This is a genomic window from Kitasatospora sp. NPDC002522 (assembly GCF_053595195.1).
Window position 1 is genome coordinate 53,966 of record NZ_JBSFXE010000013.1, and the last position, 19,485, is coordinate 73,450.

Below are 19,485 nucleotides of genomic sequence, written 5' to 3' on the forward strand. Positions count from 1 at the left end.
CGTCCGCCCGCAGGCCATGTCGCCCCTCCGCCAGCTCGCCCTCCCCCTCGGCCCGCCGACGACCCGTCAGATCGTCTCCCCCCTCTGCCGCCCGCAGGCCATGTCGCCCCTCCGCCAGCTCGCCCTCCCCCTCGGCCCGCCGACGACCCGTCAGATCGTCTCCCCCCTCTGCCGCCCGCAGGGCATGTCGCCCCTCCGCCAGCTCGCCTTCCTCCTCGCCGAGTTGGTGGTCGTCGAGGCACCAGCGGGCGATCTCCAGTGCTCGGGCGGCGGCGTCGCGGGCTACGGCGAGGGCGTGGTCGGCGGTGGCTTGGAGGAGCGCGGCGGCAGCCGTCTCGCGTAGGCCGGCGAGGCCGAGTTCGCGGCCGGTACGGCGGTCGCCGGGGGCGAGGCGTTCGCGGTGGAGGTCGGCGAGCAGGCCGCTGACGGTGGCGAGGATCTCGGTGGGGGCGCCGTGCCGCAGTCGTTCCCGGACGGCCGTCGCGGAGCCGATCGCCTCGGCGCCGTCAGCCCGCCGGTGGGCGTGCCGGTAGCGGGCCCGCAGCAGCGCGGATCGCATCAGCGCGGCGCGGATCCCCTCCATGCTGTCGCGGTCGGCGTCGGCCAGGAACTCGTCGAGGTAGTCGAGGGCGGCCTGGGCGCGGTGCTCGGAGAAGGTGGGCTGCACGGCGAGCATGGAGAGCGCGCCGGCCGCCCGCATGGTGAGCAGCGGCTTGTAGAGGGTGCCGGGCGGTGTGCGGTCGGCGGCCTGCACCATGATGCCGATCGCCCGGACGGCGGGCTCGCCGCGTCCGGTGCTCATGGCGTGGATCAGCATGGCGGCGCCGAAGTCGCCGAGGGCGAGCTCACGGAGCGGGTCGTCGGCCGCCAACTCCTCGGTGAGGGTTTCGAGTTCGGAGACGGCGCGGCCCATCGCCGCGGTGTCCTTCGCGGTCAGCGCCAGTTGGAATCCCAGCATCAGCCGGTAGCGGCGGATCGCGGGCAGTTCGGCCCGCAGCAGTTGGGCGGTGCCCTCGGCGGGCTGCGCGGCGGCGTGTGCGAGTACTTCGTCGTAGTAGCGCAGCGCGGCGTCCAGGTCCTGCTTGTCGCCGCCGACCTGGTAGCGCTGGTGCAGGCTGGTGGCGAGGTTCTGCAGGTAGACGGCGCGGTTGAGGTCGTCGGGGGCGGTGGCGCGGAACGCCTCGGTCTGGTGGCGGATGGCCGCGTCGAGGTCCTGGGGCGAGTTGCTCAGCGTGAAGCGCTGTCCGAAGGCGGTGCCGAGCGACGCGTGCACGTGCTGGCTGAACCCGGCGGTCTCGGTGGGGCTGTGCCGGAGTTCGTGCAGCAGCTCGATGGTGCGGGTCACCTGGGACTGGTCGGTGCCGTACTGGCCCGCGACCAGGGTGGCGTGGGCGAGCTGGTTGGCGATGTCGGCGCGGCGGATGCCGTGGTCGACCTCGGCCATGGTCCCCACTGCGGTCTCCAGGTGGTGGACGCCGTCCTCGATCGGGTAGCCGGCCGGGTCGCGCTGGTTGAGGACGGTGAGCAGCGAGCCGAGCACGGCGTGGCAGGGCGGGCGCAGCGGGTCGTCGGCGGGCAGCGCGGCGAGGTTCTCGCGCAGCGCCGCCTCGGCCTCGACGACCAGCGCCCTGATGGTCGCCCCCTCCAGCCCGGCGCGCGGCGTCAGGAGGTTGGCGAGCAGCCAGCGGGCGGACGCGCCGTACGGGTCCTCGGCGGGCAGCAGGCGACGCAGGTCGCGCAGCCGGTCGATCTGGCGGTCGGTGTCGGCGGGGCGGGCGCGTCCGTCGGCGGCGCGCTCGCGGTAGAGGTCGGCCAGCCGCAGGGCCGCGCGCAGCCGCAGCGGGTCGTCGGGTGCGCTGTCGGCGGCGACGTGTTCGAGCTGCTCGACGGCCCGGTCGTGCTGCTCCGGGGAGTCGGGGTCGGCGAGCAGCAGGACGGCGAGGCGTTCGCGCACCTCCAGCGTGAGCTCGCCCCGCGGGTCCGTCAGGAGGTCCAGCGCGTAATCGAGTTGGGCGCTCGCGGCGCGCAGTTCGGCGGCGCCGGGGGTGCGGTCGTAGCGGTCGGCGAGGGCGCAGCCGAGGGTGGCGACCAGCAGGACGTGCGTGTCGGGGTCGAGGTGGTCGGGTTCGGCCTGGTGGGCGGGGCGGTGGCCGAGTGCGGTGTACAGCGCGCTGATCGCCCGGTCGAGGTCGTCGGGCCGGGCGGCGGGGTCGGCGCGGTCCGCCCGGGCGTCCTCGTGCCGGGCGTGCAGCAGCAGGCCGAGGTGGGCGGCGGCGGTGTCGCGGTCCGCGGCGCCGGGTTCGAGCAGCGCGACGGCCGGGCCCAACAGGTCGGTCGCCTCGGCCCGTTCGGCCAGCGCGGCGGCCTGGACGGCGGGGTCGGCCGGGTACTCGGGGTGCTCGCGCACCTGCCAGTGCCGCGCCGCGCGGGCGAACCCGAGCAGCGCCCGCGCCTCCGCGAGCTCCGCCGGAGAGGCGGGCCCGCCGACGGCGGCCAGCCGCACGGTGGCGTCCGTCAGCACCCGGAGCGCGGCGTCGAGTTCAGCTGGTTCGCCGTCGTACTCGTGCGCTTCGAGGTGCGCGCGCCCCTGGTCGAGCAGCATCCGCACGGTGGCGTCGGCCATCACCTGCCTCCCCCGTCGCCGGACCGGCCCCCCGCCGCCGTCATGCGCAGGTCCGGCGCAGGGCGAAGCGGCCCGCGTAGCAGGCGAAGGGCAGGGCGAGCAGGAGGGCCGCCCAGAAGGTCTGGTGGCCCCAGTTGGCGGCGAGGGCGCGGAACCAGGGGGCGAGGACGGGGATGCGGACGGCTTCCAGCGGGCCCAGAGGCGGCGGCCACGCGCCGAGCAGCAGGGTGCCGGCGGCGAGCCAGCCGAAGGCGCGGCGGGCGGCGGGAGCCCCGGCGAGGGCGGCCAGGGCGCAGCAGGCGGCGAGCAGCAGCAGGAATCCGGCCTGGTAGGAGGCGCCGTCCAACGGGGTGCCGGGCGCGGGGTGGTGGACGGCGAGGCGGATCTCGACCGCGGCCCACAGCAGGGCGGTCAGGGCGAGCGTGGCGGCCAGCGCGAACGCGACCTGGTCGCGGCGGCCGTGGCGCCAGCGGGCGGGGGCGCCGGCGGTGGGGACGGCGCGGCCGCCGTTCGCGGTGCGGTGGGCGTGGGCGAGTTGCCGGATGACGACCCGTCGGTTGAGCGAGACGGTGGCCGGGACGGCGGCGACCGCCACCCACCCCGACCAGTGGCCGGCGCCGGTGCCGAGGACGTGGACCCGCTCGGCGAGCCAGGCCGGGCTGCGCAGCACGGTCATCGGCGGGCCCCAGCCGCCGGCCCCGACGACGGCCGCGCCGGCGTGGGCGAGCAGCAGGGAGCGCCGGCCGACCTGGCCGGGGAACAGGGCCACGGCGAGTGCGGCGACGAGGGCGGCGCCCAGCACCAGCGGGAGTTGACGGGACGCCAACTCCGCTGCGGTGGCCATCCGTTCGCCGACCAGCTTGCCGTCGGAGGTGGTGGCCAGCAGGTCCTTGGCGATCCGCAGCAGCGCGCCGTTCCACAGCCACAGCGCCAGGGTGAAGGTGAGCACGGCGGCGGTCGGCAGGCGGCGGGGCAGGGCCCGCAGGACGCCGTTCACCCCGGTTTCGGCGCCGCCCGGCCAGGCGTCGCGCAGGATGTCCCGCCAGGCGCCATTGGCACGGCCCCGGCCGGCGCCGCGTCGGCGGGCGGCGTGGACGCCCAGCAGGTCGGCGGCGACCAGGGCGGCGCGGCCCTCGACGGTGGCGGGGTCGGCGGTGAGGGCGGCGCGGCGCAGGGCGGGCCAGCGGCGGCGGAAGGTGTCGCGGTCGGCGCGGCGGGCCAGGTCGGCGAGCGGGCGGGCGGTGTCGGCGACGGTGGCCGCGGCGAGGTGGGCGGCGCGGGGCAGCGGGGCGAGGGCGGCGGGCAGCGGGGTGATCCGGCGGATCGTCGCGGTCCGGGCCTCGGGCCGGGCGGTGAGCAGGACGGCGAGCCGCAGCGCGCGCTCCCGGTCGGCGGCGGTGAACGGCCGTCCGGCCTGGGCGGCCAGCCGGCTCGCCTCGTCGAGGACCGCGGGCAGCGAGTCGAAGGCCAGCAGCCGGGCGCAGCGGTCCTCGGGGCAGCGGCGGTGGTCGCAGTGGTAGCGGGCGGCGAGGTTGGGCACGGCGTGGTCGATCAGCTCGCGGACCGTCACCGGCGCGTCGTCCTCGGCGGCGAGCCCGGCCAGCCCGTCGGCGTCGACCGGGCGGCCCCGGAACTGCGGGCGGACGTGCGGGGCGAAGGCCGCGCCGAGGGCGAGCAGCGCGATCGAGGCGGTGCGGTTCCGGTCGACGGGGCGGGCGTCGGCCACCGCCTGCAGGTGGTGCAGGTCGATGGCGTTGTCGCCGACCTCGCCCAGCCAGCGCGCCAGGCGGGCGGCGGCGCCGCCGGCCAGCCAGTCGGCGGCTTCCGCGGAGCGGGCGAGCAGGGCTTCGGCGAGTTCCGCGGGCGTGCGGTAGTCCTCGCCGCGGAAGTTGATCGGCCGGTGCGAGGGGGTCGCCGGGCCGGCCGCGGGCCGCACCACCCGGGGGCTGTCGCCGGCCAGCCACGCGCGCACCTGCGCGGCCCGCCAGCGGTCGGCGGGCTCCTTGGTGAGCAGTCCGGACAGCAGCAGGACCTGCCGGGGGGCGGTGATGCCGGGCAGTTCCACCTCGGTGTCCAGCACCAGGCGTTCGCGCTGCGCGTTCTCGCTGACCCGGCCGCCGTCGGAGCGCTGGTAGCGGGTCCGGCCGGAGTACATCTCGTACAGGATGGTGCCGAGCGCCCACCACGGGCCGGCCTCGTCGTTGCGGCCGGCGACCTGTTCGGGCGCCATGTAGGCGGGGGTGACCTGGAGTTCGGTGGGGAAGGTCTGACTGGCCGTCTGCTTGCGGACGCCGCCGAAGTCGGCGACCACGAACTCGGGGCGGCCGGCCCGGGTGCGGACCAGGATGTTGGCGGGCTTGAAGTCGACGGGGGTGCGCTCGATGGTGTGCTGCCAGAAGTCCAGCAGGTCGGTGAGGCCCTCGACCACCCGCCGGGCCTGCCGCTCGGGGACGTTCCCGCCCTCGGGGCGCAGCGCCGCGAGGTGGGCGGCGAGGGTGGTCGGCAGGTACTCCATCACCAGGTAGGCGCGTACGTCGCCGCGGTGCACCACCTCGCCGTGCTCGACGATCTCCGGGACGTAGCGGCGGTACTCCGCGGCGCTCAGGTGTTCCAGCAGTTCCTGGTCGGCGGGGGCGCCGGCCCAGCCGACCTTGACCGCGACGTCGCCGCCGCCGTCGGTGCGCTCGGCCCGCCAGACGGTGCCCTCGCTGCCGGATCCGGCCTGGGCGCGCGGCAGGTAACGGTCGGTCAGCTCGGCGGGGAAGTCCGACTCGCGCGGGCCGGGGACTCCCCCGGCGCGCTGCACCCTGGTGGCGTCGCCGCCGCTCTGCTGCTTGCGGGTGGGCGGGCTGCCGGGTCGGCCGCCGCCCTGCTTGCGGGTCGGCGGACTGCCCTGGGCGCCGCCCTGCTTGCGGGTGGGCGGGCCGGACGGCTCGGGTGTGGCGGCCATCGCGCGGTGTGGTCCTTTTCGCAGGGCCCCGCTCAGCGCGGGGAGCCGAATTCGTCGATCTCGATCAGCTGGACGTCGAGGTCCAGGGCGAACCGCAGCCGGCAGCCGGGTCCGACCGGAGTGGGGCCCTCGACGGGGCGGCCGTCCAGGAAGGTGCCGTTGGTGGAGGCGAGGTCCTCGACGTGCAGCACGCCGTCGATCCAGCGCAGCCGGGCGTGGTGCCGGGAGAGCTGGTCGAGGCCGGCCAGGCCGGGGACGGCGGCGCAGTCCGGGTCGTCGCGGCCCACGGCGAGGCTGCGCCCGGGGTGCAGGGGCAGCATCGCGCCGGCGAACACCAGGGCGAGCCGGGGCGGCGCGGCGGGCTGCTGCACCACCTTGCGGGTCGGCTGACTGTCCGTCGGCCCGGCGGGGTCGGCGGCGGCCGGGGCGGTACGCGGCTGGTACGCCTCCAGCCGCTCGAACGGGTGCTCGGGGCAGTAGCCGGGCTCGTCGCCGACCGGACAGTCGTCCTCGCCGACCGGGCAGCGGTACCTCAGGGCCGCCATGTGGTCTCCCGTACCGTCACGCCGCGCTCGCGCAGCTCTCGTTCGATCCGCCCGAGGTCGCCGGGGCGGGGCACGCCGATGATCCGCAGTTCGCCGTCGGTGACCCGGACCTGCAGGTCGGGCCGGTCGGTGCGCCGGTCCAGGTGCGGGGCGTAGCGGCGTTCGCCGAGCGCGGTGAGCGGGACGATCCGCTGGTTGGCGGAGCCGCGCCAGACCAGGTCGGTGGGCTGCCCGGCCAGGTAGCGGCCGGTGATCACGGCGTCGGCCCGGGCCAGCGCGGCGGCGCAGGCGGGGTCGGCGCGGACGTCGGCGAGTTCCCGGCCGGTGTACACCAGCAGGTCGGCCTCGGCGCCGGCGGACTGCCGTTCGCGGTCGGCGGCGGCGAGCAGGTCGGCGAGCGCGGCGGGCTGTTCCAGCGGTTCGCCGCCGCTGACGGTCAGTCCGTCGACGCCGTCGGCGAGGGCGTCCCGCCACAGCGTCGTGAACTGCTCGACCGTCAGTTCCCGTCCGGCGCCGTGCTCCCAGGTGTGCCGGGACATGCAGCCGGGGCAGGCCAGGGTGCAGCCCTGGAACCACACGCCGAGCCGCCGGCCCGGGCCGAGCGCGGTGACCGGGGCGGAGACCTGGCTCACCCTTGCCAACGGGACACCTCGACCGTGTAGCCGTCGGCGTCGCCGTCGCCCTCGACGGCGGTCACCTCGATCCGCTCGCCGCGCCGCGGCGGGTTCCGGAACACCTCCCTGGACAGCGGGTTGACCAGGGCGGACTCCACTGCGGTGAGGACGCCGCGCCCGCCGTGGTCGAGGCGGCCGCCGGCCTCCATCCGCAGCACCTCCCAGGCGTCCTCGCCGATGGTCAGCTCGGCGCCGTGCACCTCGCGGATCCGGCCGGCCACCGCGGCGATCGCCTTGTCGAGGATCTGCGGCACCCACTTCTCCTGCATGAAGTCCATCGGGATGAAGTTGTCGCCGAAGCGGTTGCGCAGCTCGGGCCGCTTGATGTGGTCGTTGAAGAACAGGTCGAAGGCGTCCCGCAGGGCGAGGCGCACCGCGGTCGGGTCGTCGTGCCGGCTGAGCCGGCGGCGCGGGCCGGTGCGGTTGTCCGGCGGCTCGGCGCCGTCCGCCGACGGTTCGTCGGCCGGGCCGGGGGCGCCGTCCGGGCGCTGCACGGAGGCGGCGACGCCGAGGTTGGAGGTGAAGATCAGCACGCACTCGGTGAAGTAGACGGTGGCGCCGCGGCCGTCGGTGAGCCGGCCGTCCTCGAGGATCTGCAGGAACAGGTCGAACAGCCGCGGGTTGGCCTTGTCGATCTCGTCGAAGAGCAGCACGCTCATCGGGCTGGCGCGCACCGCGTTGGTGAGTTCGCCGCCCGCGTCGTGGCCGACGTAGCCGGGCGGGGCGCCGATCAGCCGGTCGCGGGCGTGCTCCTCGGCGAACTCGCTCATGTCGAAGCGGATCGGCCTGGCGTCCTTGCCGAGGATCATCTCGGCGATGCCCTTGGCGAGTTCGGTCTTGCCGACGCCGGTCGGGCCGGACAGGAACAGCGTGCCGCGCGGCCGGTTCGGCGAGCTGGAGGACTGCGCGCCGCTCAGGCCGGACGCGGAGCGCATGAAGATCTCCAGGGTGCGGCGCACCGCGTGCGGCTGGCCGATCACCCGGGCGTTGAGGAACTCCTCGCCGTCCCGGATGCGTTCGCGCAGCGCGTCGGTGGCCCACGGGTTGTCGGTGACGCCGACCCGGTACAGCCGGGCGGCCTCCTCCAGGCGGTGCGCCGGCAGGCCGCGGTCGACGGCCATCCGGCCGATCGCCATCACCTCGGAACTGCCCATGCCGTGCGAGGAGTCGGCGAGCGCCCGGGCCGCGGTCTCGCGTTCGGCGGCGTCCGGCCGCTGCTCGGCGCTCTGCCGGGAGGCCACCACCTCGACCACGTGCCGGGCGGCGGCCAGCCGCTGGTCGTGCGGCGGCGCGGGGACGCTGATCACCCGGACGGCGCGGCTGCCGACCGGGAACTCCATCGGCAGTTCCTCCTGCCGCTCGACCACCCAGAACACCGTGTTGTACACGCCGAGGGCGCCGCCGCGGCGCACCGGCCGGGCGGTGTGGCCGAGTTCTTCGACCGCGGCGAACAGCCGGGCCACCTCCCCGGCCGCCGGGGCGCGGGCCGAGCCGAGCCGAGCGGCGTACGGCACCAGCAGGCCGACCGGCGGGCCGGGGTGGCGGACGGCGGCCACCATGACGTCGCGCAGCCGGTCGGTCAGCGCGGGCTCCTCGTCCTCCTCGCCGGCCTCCCGGGCGCGCGCGGCGCGGGCGTCGTCGGCCACCAACTCGCGGATCACCGGCGGCATCTCGTCCGGGGCGGCGGACAGCAGGCGGACCGCGATGTGGTCGGTGACCTGGTCGACGGCGGCCAGCGCGCCGTAGCCACGGGCCCGGCAGACCGCGTCGACCACCTCGGCCAGGTCGAACGGCGCCAGCCGCGGGCTGCGGCAGTGCGGCAGGTCGGCGGGCAGCAGGTACTGGTCGCGGACGTTGCCGGTGAACAGGATCTGCGGGTGGACGGCGAGGGCGAGTTCGAGCTCGCGGATCCAGCTCGGCAGGGCGGCGCGGCGCTGCTCGGCCTCCTCCGCCCCGGCCGCGTCGGCGGGGTCAGCGCTCACGGCTGCGCTCCTGCGGATACGGGGTCACGGTGTCGGCGGCGGGCTTGTGGGGGCGCTTGACGGGCTTGGGCCTGGCGCGCGGCCAGGACTCCGCGGGCAGCCGGGGCGCGGCCATCAGCCCGGGCAGCATCGCCGAGGTGCGCTCCAGTTGCACGCCGTGCTCGCGGGCGCTGTCCTCGATGGCGGGCAACTGCGCGTCGCAGAACCAGCGCTGCACCTCCTCGTCGCGCTCGCCAGCCGGCGCGCCGCCCGGTCCGCGCACCACGGCGGTGCTCAGCGCGGCCCGGTCCCGGGAGAGCACCACCCGCAGGCCGTAGCCCTCGGCCGGGCCGCCACCGTCGCCGGGCGCGTCGAACGGCACCACGGCCTCGCCACTGTCGGCGAGCAGGTCCGCGAAGTCCTCGCCGACCTGGTAGTCCTGCTCGCGCAGCGCCGCCGCCAGCGCCTCGGCGACCTGCGCCCGGTCGCGCCGGGCGTCGGCCGCGGCCACCGCCCGGGCGACCTGGGCGCGCAGCGGCTCGGGGTCCTCGGTCTCGGTCAGCGCGGCGACCAGCCGGTCGCGTTCCGCGGGCTCCGCGTCCTGCACCAACTGGACGAGCCCGGCGCGCAGTTCGGCGCGTTGGTCGGCGAGGCGGCGGCGTTCCACCGACTCCTGCACCCGGGCCATCAGGTCGGTGTGCGCGGCGCGCACCGACTGGGCGCTCGGCGCGGTGTCCAACTCGCGGCGCAGCAGGGCGAGTTCCGGCAGGTCGGCGGGGTCGCAGCGGGCCGCCTCGCGAGCCAGCAGTGCCTCCGCCTCGGCCACCGCCCGGGCCCGGACGTCCGCCTGGTGCTGCTCGGCGGCGGCGCGCGCCGCGGCGGCCTGTTCGGCGGGCGTCTCGCCGCGGCGGCGGGGTGCGGCCGGGCGGGCGGGCGCGGTGGCGGCGTCGGCCAGCAGCGCCGTCCACGCCCGGTCGACGGCCTGCGCCAACTCCCGTTCGGCGCGGGCGTTCTGCTCGGTGGCGCGCTGCACGGCCCGGGCCAGCTCGGCGGAGTCCGCGCCGGCCGCCACCGTCACCGTGGCGACCTGCACCGCGGCGACCCGGTGGGTGCGCCGCAGGTGACCGGCCTCGCCACGCAACTCGGCGGCCCGCTCGGTCAGTTCGTCCAGCCGGGCGCGCATCTGCGCCCGCCGCAGGTTCTCCGCCCGCTGCGCCTGCTCGGCCAGCTGGGCGCGCAACCGGCGCTGCCGCTCGGCCTCCAGATCCCGGTACGTCCACCCGTATGCCGCGGAACTGCTCACCGTCCCCCTCCCGGACCCGTGGCACCGGCGGCGCGAGGTGACCTGGCGTCACCTCGGGTGCCCTGCCGGGTCGTTCGCTCCCCCTCTGTCACGGAGCACGCTACACCGGGGCGGCCCGCACGATACATTGTCGGAGAACGGAGCCGGGGCGGACGGAGGTGCGGGGGTGCTGACCGAGCTGCTCCGCGCGCTGCACGCAGGCTGGGCCGGGGTGTGGGCGCTGCTGGACGACGCGTCGCGCCGGAAGCTGGTCGAGCTGCTGGCGGATCCGGGCGACGACCCGGTGCGCACCGCGCGCAGCGTCCAGCGGCTGCTCAAGCGCGCGCTGCCGTCCGGACACCCGCTGTGGGAGCCCGCCGCCGACAGCGACTCGGCGCGGTTCGTGGACGGCGCCGAGGACACCCCGGAGGCTCTGCGCGCGGCCCTGCTCCGCCTGGTCGGGTCGCTGCCGATCACGACGGGCGAGCTGTCCGAGCGGGCTCCGGAGAGCGCCGACGAGTGGCTGCTGCGGGCGAGTTGGACGGAGGCGCAGTGCCGTTCGGCGGGCGCCGACCCGTCCGGTCCCGACCTGATCCGACTGACCGACCGTCAGGGTGCCGTGGTGTTGCCGAGGTTCCAGTTCGACCGGGTCTCCGGCGCAGCGCTGTCCGCGGTGCTGGCGGTGAACCGGCTGCTGGACGCGGACGAGGACCCGTGGGGCGTCGCCGACTGGTGGCTGGGCGGGAACGCGTGGCTGGCCGGGGTGCCGGCCGAACTGCTGGGCACCGAACGGGAGTCCAGTCTGCTGTCCGCCGCCCGCGCCGAACTCGCGGACTGGTGACCGGATGCCCGACGTGATGGTCCCCGGCCCGGCGGTACGCGCCACGCCGCACCGCGAACTGCTGCCCGCCGGCACGGCGCTGTGGCGGGTCCACCCGGCCGCGTACCCGGCGGCGTCCTTCAAGGCCCGCCCGGCGGACATGCACTGGGGTGGCGGCCGGTTCTGCTCGTACACCGGTGACGGTGCCGAACTGCCCTACCTGTACGCCGGGTTCACCGAGCGCACCGCGGTGCTGGAGACGCTGGTGCGGGGCCTGGAGTTCGACGACTCGGGCTGGCGGCGGATCGTCCGCAAGGCGGTGGCGGGCCGCTTGCTGTCCCGGCTGGAGACCACCTGCGACATCCCGCTGGTCGGCCTGCGCACGCCCGAGCAGCTGGCGGCCGTCCACCAGGACGAGTGGCTGGTGCACGCCCCGGCCTCGGACTACGGCCACACCCGCCGCTGGGCGGCCTGGATCCGCGGCCAGGCGCCGTGGGCGCAGGGCCTGGCGTGGATGTCCAAGCGCGACCTCACCGCCGCCGCGTGCGTCCTCTACGAGCGCCCCGGGTCGGCGGCGCTGGTGAAGCCGTCCGGTGAGGATCCGGTGGAGTTGGACGGGGCGGACGGCGCGGAACTGCTGAACCGGCTGCTGGCGCCCTGCCGGGTCAGGATCGAGCCGCCGCGCCGCCGCCGGTCCGGGACCTGACCCCCGGACCGGCGGCGGCCCGGTCGTACCCGCGCAGCTAGGTCGCCGATGTGGGCGGTTCGGCCAGTGAGGCGATGCACCTGGTGAGCAGGCGCCGCATCTGATCCTGTTCGTCGGCGTCCAGGTTGGCCAGCATGCCCTGCTCCACGCGGCGAACCGCGGCGCTGGCCGCTTCCAGTTGGCGGCGCCCGCCGGCGGTCAGCTCGGTGGGCAGGGCCCTGCCCACGGGTGCCTTTGCCGGGCGGATGACGAGTCCCTGGCGTTCGAGGGCCTGCAGGAGCACGTTCATCGACTGGCGGGTGACGAAGGCGCCGCGGGCGAGCTCGGAGTTCGACAGGCCCGGCCGCTGGGCGAGCAGCTCCAGGCAGGAGTAGTGGGTGATCGTCATGCCGAGCGGACTCAGCACGGCCTCCAGGGCGGAGTGCAGGGCACTGGTGGTCGCCTTCAGCAGGTACCCCAGCGATGTGTCCAGCTCGATTCCGGGCTCACCTTGACTCATGTCAGTAGTCTGACATACCGTCCTGCATGTCAGAAGACTGACATACATCTGAGAGGCAGGAACCATGGCCGCTACCGGACCCGACTTCATTTCCCTGCAGGTGCGCGACCTGGAGCGCTCTGCCGTCTTCTACGAGCAGTACCTCGGACTGAAGCGCTCCGACGCAGGACCGCCGCACGCCGTCGTGTTCGACACCAAGCCGATCGCGTTCGCCGTCCGCGACGTCGTCGCGGGCGTCGACCTGGACGCGATCGCGCAGCCGGGCCAGGGGATGGCGCTGTGGCTGCACGCCCCCGACGCGCAGGACATCCACGACGCCCTCGCCGCCGCGGGCACGACGATCGTCTCCGCGCCCGTCGACGGGCCGTTCGGCCGCACGTTCACGTTCGCGGACCCCGACGGCTACCACGTGACCCTCCACGACCGCGGCTGAGCTGCTCAGGCGGCGTCAGGTTCGGCCAGCCGCTCCATCAGGACCGAGACGTGGCTGTGCGCGGGCTCCTTCACCGCGGTGAGCAGCACCAGCTCGCCCGCGGCCGCCAGCGCGCGCAGCTCGGCCAGCTCCGGCTCGGCCTCGGGCGCGTCCAGCTCGGCCCGGTAGCGTCGGGCGAACTCCCCGAACTCGCCCTGCGGCCCGTGGAACCAGCGCCGCAGCTCGTTCGAGGGCGCCACCCGTTTCGCCCACCGGTCCAGCCGCGCGTCCTCCTTGCTCAGGCCGCGCGGCCACAGCCGGTCCACCAGCACCCGCACCCCGCCGTCCGGCGGCTCGTACACCCGCTGCGCCCGCATGCCCATGCGCCCACGCTAACCGCCGCCGCCCCGCGAACCCCGCAGCGGCCGGACCGCCCCGTGTCGGTCCGACCGCTGTGGAGCCCAGGGGCGTCAGCCGGTGGGCAGGCCGGCCTGGTAGACCACCATGGACCACTCCACCCGCGGCTCGATCGCCGCCGAGAACGCCCAGACCACCTCGGCGGGGTTGGAGTTGGTCTGCGGCGGGCCCTGCCGGACGCTGGAGTCCTTGCTGATCACCCCGCGGTCCACCAGCTCCGAGTAGTCGTCACCGGGCCGAGGCAGCCAGACGGTGCGCCGGACCGCCGCCTGCGCGGCCGCCGTGTCCAGCAGCGCCAGGCTCCGCTTCAGCAGCCCGTCCCAGTGGCTGCCCGCCACCGGCGGCACCACCCACAGCCCGTCCTCGCGTTCCTCCACGGGCACCACCGACCGCAGGAACTGATCCACCGGCAGCAGCCACTGCAGGGTCTCCCGGCGCGGCTTGCGCAGCGCCCCCAGCAGCTTGCTCCGGTACCAGTCGCGGTTGGCGTCCAGGCGTTGCAGCCGCGGCCGCAGCTGCGGGTTGACGACGCCCAGGCCCTCGCCGTACTCCGCCAGGTGCAGCATCGCCGCCACCGGTCCCAGTAGCTCGGGCGCCCAGGCGAGCAGCTCCAGCAACTCGGAGCCCGGATCGGCGGCCTCCCCTTCGGCGAGCAGCTCCGCGTGGCTCGGCGGGGGCGGCCCGGGCTCCGTGACACCGCCCGGATCGGCCTCGGTGCCCCGCGGCTCCCCCGTGTCCACCTGTTCGGCGTTCTGGTCCTCGTTCTCGTTCTCGTTCTCGACCGCAACCTCGACCTCGACCTCGGCCTCGGCCTCGACCTCGACGGGCGGGTCGGCCAGCCATCGCACCTGGTCGTCCACCGTCCGCAGCCGCTCCAGCAGCTCCGCCAGCAGGGCGCGGTGACGGTCAGTCAGATGCCGGTCGGCGGGGACGGACGAGGTGAGGTCGTAGACGGCGCGGCGCAGGGCGTTCCACGGCGCGGTGAGGTGCGGGGCGGTGGCCGGGTCGGCGAGCAGCCGGGCCAGTGGGTGGAGGTCGTGGTCGGTCATCAGTGGTCTCCGCAGTACGGGTCCCAGGCGTCCAGCCAGCCGGTGCCGCCCGGGTCCATGGCGGCGCGGTGGACGTAGCCGGGGGCGGCGAGCATGCCGTCGAGGCCGGTGGCCACGTACGCCGGGTAGGAGTGGTGGACCCGGAGCCGGCCGTGGCCGTCGAGCAGTGCCCAGGCGGGGACGGCGGCCGGGTCGACGGCGGTCGTGCCGGCGGTGTCGGCGCGCTCCACGGGGAGTTCGCCGAGCGGGATCGGGCCGCCGGGGGTGTCGGCGAAGAACTCGTAGGCCTCGGGCACCTGGTGGTCGCTGCCGACGGTGGGCAGCGCCCGTGGCGAGACGGTGCCGGCGGTGGTCCTGCGGATGTCGGCGTCGTCGGCGAAGTCCACGTCGAGGCGGCCGTCGACCGGGCCGGGGCCGAACACCTCGACCGGGTCGCCGGTGGAGCCGAGCGGGCGGGCGGTGATCCGGGGGATCTGCACCAGCCGGCCCGCACCGTCCAGTGCGCCGGGGACCTTCGTGAGCCTCAGCGGCTCGGACTCCAGGTGGCCGGACTGCACGCTGAGCTGGTGCTTGCTGTTGGCGGTGCTCTGCCGGTGCGAGGGGTGCAGCAGCGGGCGGACCCCGGCGGGGGTGCCGCGGCAGAGCAGGATGGTCGGGGTGAGCTCCTGGTCGAGCTCGATCTGGTACCAGACGTCGTCGGGCACCTCCGCGAAGCCCTCGGGGGCGGTGCGGCCCAGGTAGCGGAAGCCGCCCCAGCGCATGGTCTGGTCGTCGGACAGGAAGCGGTGCAGGTCGATGCTGGGCACCAGGCGGGCCCAGCGGCTGCGCAGGAAGTACCAGCCGAAGCGGTCGCACTGCTCCATCGGGGTGCCGGCCCGGAGCAGCACGGTCGGCAGTTCCTGGTTGGTGGCCAGGCCGAAGGCGGCGGGCAGGGTGAGCAGCAGGTTCTCGGTGTGGACGTCCAGCAGGTCCAGGCCGAGCGCCTGGTAGTCGCGGTTCTGCGCGTGGTAGTCGTGCAGCGAGTTGGCCCAGGCGGCGCCGAGCGCGGCGGCCTGTTTGGCGTGGGCGCCGGCGTCGGTGAGGTGGGCGGGATTCCACGCCAGGGGACGGAAGCTGCCGTCGGCGAGGCCCAGTTCGCCGTCCTCGGCGCGCAGTTCGGCGTCCAGGCGGTCGCGGAGCTGCCGGCGGACCAGGGCGGTGCCGGTGGTGCGGCCGGACAGCGCGACCAGGTCGATCCGGTCGGGGTAGGGGTCCTGGAGCGCGCCGCGGGCCAGGTCGGCGGCGCGCCGGACGGCGGTGTCGACCACCGGCTGGACCAGCTGCTCGAAGTCGGCGGCGACCAGCACGACCTCCTCGGGGAGCGCGGCCAGGTCGGCGGCGAACGGCAGGTTGGCGCTGAGCCGCTCACTGAGCATCAGGCCGAGCCCGACCTCGGGGTCGCCCTCGAAGAACCGGATCTTCGCGGCCTCGGCGCGCTGCCACAGTTCCTTGAAGTCCGGGCCGGGCTCCAGCTCCGCGCCGTCGGCGGTCGGCACGGTGTGGGTGGGCATCAGCCGCCGCAGCACGGGGCGCAGTTCGAGCGGGACGGGTTCCGGCGAGGTGGCGGCGACCAGTTGCGGCACGAGCGGCGTCCAGTCCGGGTCGGCGGCGGCCGCCGCGATCGCCTGGCTGTACGCCTTGCCCTTGGTGTCGGCCGCGGACGCGCCGCGCTGCCGGGCCTGCTCGACCATCGCGTCGACCAGGGCGGCCTTCAGCCAGTGGAACACCCGCAGGGTGATCAGCTCGCCGCCGAGCTGCGGGTGGCCGGTGGAGCCCAGGACCCTTGGGCGCAGCAGGTAGTGACTGCCCGTCATGGCCGGGTACTGCTCCTCGGCCGGCCGTTCCACCTGCTCGAGGTCGACGGCGAGCAGCGCGATGTCGGTGGTGCCGCCGCCGATGTCGACCACCAGCATGATCCGCCGCCAGGTGGGCGGCTGTCCGGGCCGGTCGGGCAGCCGTTCGGCGCGGGCCCGGAACTCGGCGAGGCCGGCCTGCTGGTCGCCGCCGAAGCCGCGCATCAGGAAGTACAGGGCGGCGGCGGTGGCCTCGTCGTAGCGGAGCTTGATGTCGACCGGGTTGATCGCCAGCGCGTCGTGCAGCAGGGTGCGCAGGGCGGCCCGGGCGGCCGGCGGGGTGACCACCGGGTAGGTGGCGACCAGCTGGTCAACGCCGTGGCCGGCGAGGCCGCGCTCGGCGACGGTGGCCCGGTCGTTGGACTGCGCCCGGTCCACGTAGGACTCGGTCTTGCGGACCAGGTCGTGGAAGGCGAGGCCGACCAGGAGCGGGGAGTCGGCCTGCCAGCCGGCGGGGCGCGCGACGGGCTCCAGTGCGGGCAGGGCGACCGGGCGCAGCAGGCCGCGCTTGACGTTGGGCACCACCAGGATGTGCCCGTCGTCGCTGCCCTCGCCCTGGTCGGTGCGGTGGCTGTCGCCGAGTTCCGAGGCGGTCAGGTCGTCGAGGTGGAGCTCCAGGACGCTGCGCACCTCCAGGCCGAAGTTCCGGCCGATCGCCAGCGGCACCAGTCGCATGCTGAGCAGGGCGTCCTCGCGGAACGCCGCGTCGTGCAGCTCGTGCAGGGAGCGGGCCTGCTCGGGGGACTCCTCCAGGACCTTCTCCAGCGCCTGGGTGACGGCGATCCGGACCCACACCTCACGGGGGATCAGGCCGGTGTCGCCGATCGCGGTGCCCTGCGGGCGGAGCAGGTCGGCGAGTTCGGCGAGGGTGCCGGGGACGGCGGGGAGCCGGCCGAGCTGCTGGCGGGCCTGCAGGAACTGCAGGGCCTCGCCGAGCAGGAAGTCCTCGTCGAGGTCGACGGCGGGGTCCTTGAGCAGGCGCCGCAGACCCTTCGTCAGCACCGCGTCCTGCTGCGGGTCGATCAGCCAGCCGGTGATCGCCTGGTTGGCGAACAGGACGCCGGTGGAGGCGTAGGAGCCGAGGTCCAGGGTGAGCGGCTGGAGCTTGTCCTTCCGCAGCGGCAGGCCGCGCAGCGGGACCCGGCCGGCGGTCGTCTGGGGGGTGGGGTCGGTCATCACTGGTCCTTGTCCTGGGTGCCGTCGGTGGGCCAGTCCGGGTCGTCCAGCAGCTCCTTGAGCGGGGCCGACGGGTCGGGTCCGGGATCGGTGGCGGGCGGGGTGGGGACGCGGGCGATCTCGCCGTACGAGGGCAGCGCCGACTCGATCTCGGCGAGCCGGGCGCGCAGCCCCGCGGCCACCGCGGTGAGCAGGCCGTGCAGCAGCAGGCACGCCTCGTGGTGGGTGCCGCGGACCAGGTCGCGGCGCAGCCGGTAGAGCCGTTCCACGTCGGTGTGGCTGTACAGGAAGCCGCGGGTGACCCCGGCCAGCTTCCGGTCGGGGTGCCAGGCCAGTGCGTGGCCGTACGGCAGCGGGAACGCGGGGTCGCCTTCCGGTTCGAACTGCGGTGCCGGGGCGGGCTGTTCGGCGGGCAGCTGGGCGGCGACCAGGCCGGTGTCGACCAGCTGGTCGAGCCGCTTCAGCCGGTCCTCGGCGGCGGTCAGCGAGTGCGTCGCGGCGAGCCGGGCGAGCAGTGCCTGCCGGTCGGCCGGGTACCGGTCGAGCAGCCGGCCGAGCGGGTGGGCGGGGGCGTACGCGGCGGCGGTCCACTCGGCGAGGGCCCCGACCAGGGCCTTCCTGGTGTGTTCGCGCAGCACCTGACGGGTCTCCAGGTACGGGGCGTGGAAGTCGTCGGTGGCGATGGCGGGGCGGAGTCCGGCGGCGAGCCGGGCGGCGTCCACCCTGATCCAGCCCTTGTCGGCGGCGGTCAGGGTGTCGCGCCAGGCCCGCCAGCCGTGCACCTCCTGGGCGGCCTGGTCGAGCAGCCGGTCCTCCAGGCTGATGCCGTCGGCCAGCGGCTGCTGGGCGAAGGTGGACAGCTGGTCGACCCGGTGCCGCAGGTCGGAGGCGGCCGAGGCGAGGGCGCTGCGCAGCGCGCGCAGCCGGGCCTGGTCCTGAGGGCTGCTGGGGGGCGGCGGCACGGCCGGCTCGGTCAGCATGACGACCCGTCGGAACGCGGTGCGCAGCTTCGCGGCGGCGGCCTTGCGCTCCTGCCGCCAGACGGCCAGGCCGGGTCCGGTGAGGTGGTCGGCGACCATCCGGCGCAGGTGGGCGACGCCGGCGTCGGTGCGCAGCTGGTCGAGGGCGCGGGTGAGCGGGTGCTGCGGGTCGCCGGCGAGCAGCCCGTCGGCGACCGGGTGCCACGCCGTCAGGGCGCGCAGGGCGGCGGCCTGCTGCTCCGGTCCGACCTCGCTGCCCGCGGGGAAGCCGAGCATCCGGGTGGCGGCCAGCGCGGAGGTCAGCGCCGCCCGGTCGAGCCGGCCGCCGGTGACCTTGCCGATGACGTGGTACAGGGTGCGGAAGGTCTTGTGGACGGTGGAGTCGGCCCACTCCTCGATCGTGCCGGGCAGCGGCTGCGGCACCGGCATCAGGTCGAACATGTTGGCGGCGACCAGCACCGAGTCGGCCAGCCCGGCGGAGTGGTGGCGGCCCTGCTCCAGCAGGGTGCGGAAGGCCAGCAGGTGCTCGCTCTTCGGGTGGTCGGCCTCCACGGTGACCAGCACCGAGGTGGCGCGCGGCAGTTCGAGCTCGCTCAGGTAGGCGTCCCGGCAGGTGCCGGTGTCCAGGCCGGGGAAGTCCAGCAGTTCGACCGTGCGCCCGCCCAGGTCCCAGCGGTCGGTGGGGAGTTCGACGTCCACCGTGACCTCGCGGATCAGCGGGAAGGTGGCGTGCAGGGCCGCCGCGTCCAGCTGCCCGCCGCCGATCGGGATGCCGGTCCAGGCCGGCGGCGGCGCGGGCGGCAGCGCCTGCTCCAGGCCGAGCCGCAGCGCGTCCTTGAGCAGCTCGGGCGCGATCACCACCGCCGGGCTCTGCTCGCTGGCCCGCAGCAGGTGCACGCCCTGCGCCAGGGCGTCCCGCAGCTCCAGCAACTCGGCGGCCCAGGACCGCAGTTCGATGTTCCCGCCGGCCCACAGCCGGGCGCACAGCAGTTCGGTGGGCGCCCAGTCCGGGGCGGCTGGGTTCGCCGGGTCGACGGGCTGGTGCCGGGCCAGCTTCGCCAGGTCGGCGTCGTGGCCGGGCTTGGCGACGACCGTGCCGATCCGGTCCAGGATGTGCCGGGCCAGGCCCGCCACGTCCCGCGGCGACAGGTAGCCGACCCGGATCTCCCCCACCCGGGGCGGGGTGCCGGGCGGCGCCGGGTGCACCCGCAGCGCGGTGATGTTGCCGGTGGTCGGCACCTTGGAGACCGCCAGCAGGTCCGGCAGCCCGGTCAGCACGCACAGCAGCAGGCTCTTGCCCGCCGAGTAGCAGCCGGCGAACGCCAGCGACGGGTTGCGCTGGGCCACCGTGTGGAGTTCGATCGCGGCCTGTCGCGCCTCGGCGACGGCCCTGGCCCGCTCCGGGCCGCCCGGCGGGAGCTTGCCGAGGGCGGTGAGGACGCGGTTGGCCAGGGCGCGCAGTGCGGCCTGCTCCCTGGAGTCCTGGTCCATGGTGGTCC

Annotated in this window: 14 protein-coding genes; 3 read left to right on the plus strand and 11 right to left on the minus strand. The window is 75.8% G+C overall.

The window, feature by feature from the left end:
• From ACWD4U_RS13735 to ACWD4U_RS13760, 6 genes are all read right to left on the minus strand, one after another.
• On the minus strand, positions 1-2,623 hold a 2,623-nt coding region (locus ACWD4U_RS13735; protein ID WP_449787188.1), incomplete at its 3' end, for a hypothetical protein.
• Positions 2,624-2,663: 40 nt separating this feature from the next.
• Positions 2,664-5,573, minus strand: a complete 2,910-nt coding sequence (locus ACWD4U_RS13740) for a protein kinase domain-containing protein (RefSeq protein WP_363455505.1) — start codon at positions 5,571-5,573, stop codon at positions 2,664-2,666.
• A 32-nt stretch (positions 5,574-5,605) separates the two neighbouring features.
• On the minus strand, positions 5,606-6,118 hold the full coding sequence (locus ACWD4U_RS13745; RefSeq protein WP_363455502.1) for an FHA domain-containing protein: 513 nt from the start codon (positions 6,116-6,118) through the stop codon (positions 5,606-5,608).
• A complete protein-coding gene (locus ACWD4U_RS13750; protein ID WP_363455654.1) occupies positions 6,106-6,750 on the minus strand; it encodes a 4Fe-4S cluster-binding domain-containing protein in 645 nt (214 codons plus the stop codon). The genes ACWD4U_RS13745 and ACWD4U_RS13750 overlap by 13 nt, the downstream gene beginning before the upstream one ends.
• Positions 6,747-8,774: an AAA family ATPase gene (locus ACWD4U_RS13755; RefSeq protein ID WP_363455499.1), complete on the minus strand. Its 2,028-nt coding sequence runs from the start codon at positions 8,772-8,774 to the stop codon at positions 6,747-6,749. Before ACWD4U_RS13755 ends, ACWD4U_RS13750 begins: the two co-directional genes overlap by 4 nt.
• Positions 8,764-10,056 (minus strand): hypothetical protein, encoded by a 1,293-nt coding sequence (locus ACWD4U_RS13760; RefSeq protein ID WP_363455496.1) that lies wholly within the window; start codon positions 10,054-10,056, stop codon positions 8,764-8,766. The genes ACWD4U_RS13755 and ACWD4U_RS13760 overlap by 11 nt, the downstream gene beginning before the upstream one ends.
• 166 nt (positions 10,057-10,222) lie before the next feature.
• Between ACWD4U_RS13760 and ACWD4U_RS13765 the strand changes: the two genes are divergently transcribed.
• Both ACWD4U_RS13765 and ACWD4U_RS13770 read left to right on the plus strand, forming a co-directional pair.
• A complete protein-coding gene (locus ACWD4U_RS13765; protein ID WP_363455493.1) occupies positions 10,223-10,876 on the plus strand; it encodes a hypothetical protein in 654 nt (217 codons plus the stop codon).
• A 4-nt stretch (positions 10,877-10,880) separates the two neighbouring features.
• Positions 10,881-11,561: an RES family NAD+ phosphorylase gene (locus tag ACWD4U_RS13770; protein ID WP_363455490.1), complete on the plus strand. Its 681-nt coding sequence runs from the start codon at positions 10,881-10,883 to the stop codon at positions 11,559-11,561.
• Positions 11,562-11,598: 37 nt separating this feature from the next.
• On the opposite strand, the gene ACWD4U_RS13775 is transcribed toward ACWD4U_RS13770, so the two are convergent.
• Positions 11,599-12,060, minus strand: a complete 462-nt coding sequence (locus ACWD4U_RS13775; protein WP_363455487.1) for a MarR family winged helix-turn-helix transcriptional regulator — start codon at positions 12,058-12,060, stop codon at positions 11,599-11,601.
• A 64-nt stretch (positions 12,061-12,124) separates the two neighbouring features.
• Between ACWD4U_RS13775 and ACWD4U_RS13780 the strand changes: the two genes are divergently transcribed.
• A complete protein-coding gene (locus ACWD4U_RS13780; RefSeq protein ID WP_363455484.1) occupies positions 12,125-12,493 on the plus strand; it encodes a VOC family protein in 369 nt (122 codons plus the stop codon).
• A gap of 5 nt (positions 12,494-12,498) precedes the next feature.
• Here the strand turns inward: ACWD4U_RS13780 and ACWD4U_RS13785 are convergent, their stop codons facing one another.
• The 4 genes from ACWD4U_RS13785 to ACWD4U_RS13800 all read right to left on the minus strand — a co-directional run bounded on the left by ACWD4U_RS13785 (position 12,499) and on the right by ACWD4U_RS13800 (position 19,477).
• A complete protein-coding gene (locus ACWD4U_RS13785; protein ID WP_363455481.1) occupies positions 12,499-12,855 on the minus strand; it encodes a DUF488 domain-containing protein in 357 nt (118 codons plus the stop codon).
• Positions 12,856-12,942: 87 nt separating this feature from the next.
• Positions 12,943-13,938: a hypothetical protein gene (locus tag ACWD4U_RS13790; RefSeq protein WP_363455478.1), complete on the minus strand. Its 996-nt coding sequence runs from the start codon at positions 13,936-13,938 to the stop codon at positions 12,943-12,945.
• Complete coding sequence (locus ACWD4U_RS13795) at positions 13,938-17,006, minus strand: hypothetical protein (protein WP_363455475.1); 3,069 nt, start codon at positions 17,004-17,006, stop codon at positions 13,938-13,940. Before ACWD4U_RS13795 ends, ACWD4U_RS13790 begins: the two co-directional genes overlap by 1 nt.
• On the minus strand, positions 17,006-19,477 hold the full coding sequence (locus ACWD4U_RS13800; RefSeq protein WP_363455472.1) for a hypothetical protein: 2,472 nt from the start codon (positions 19,475-19,477) through the stop codon (positions 17,006-17,008). The genes ACWD4U_RS13795 and ACWD4U_RS13800 overlap by 1 nt, the downstream gene beginning before the upstream one ends.
• Positions 19,478-19,485 lie beyond the last annotated feature (8 nt).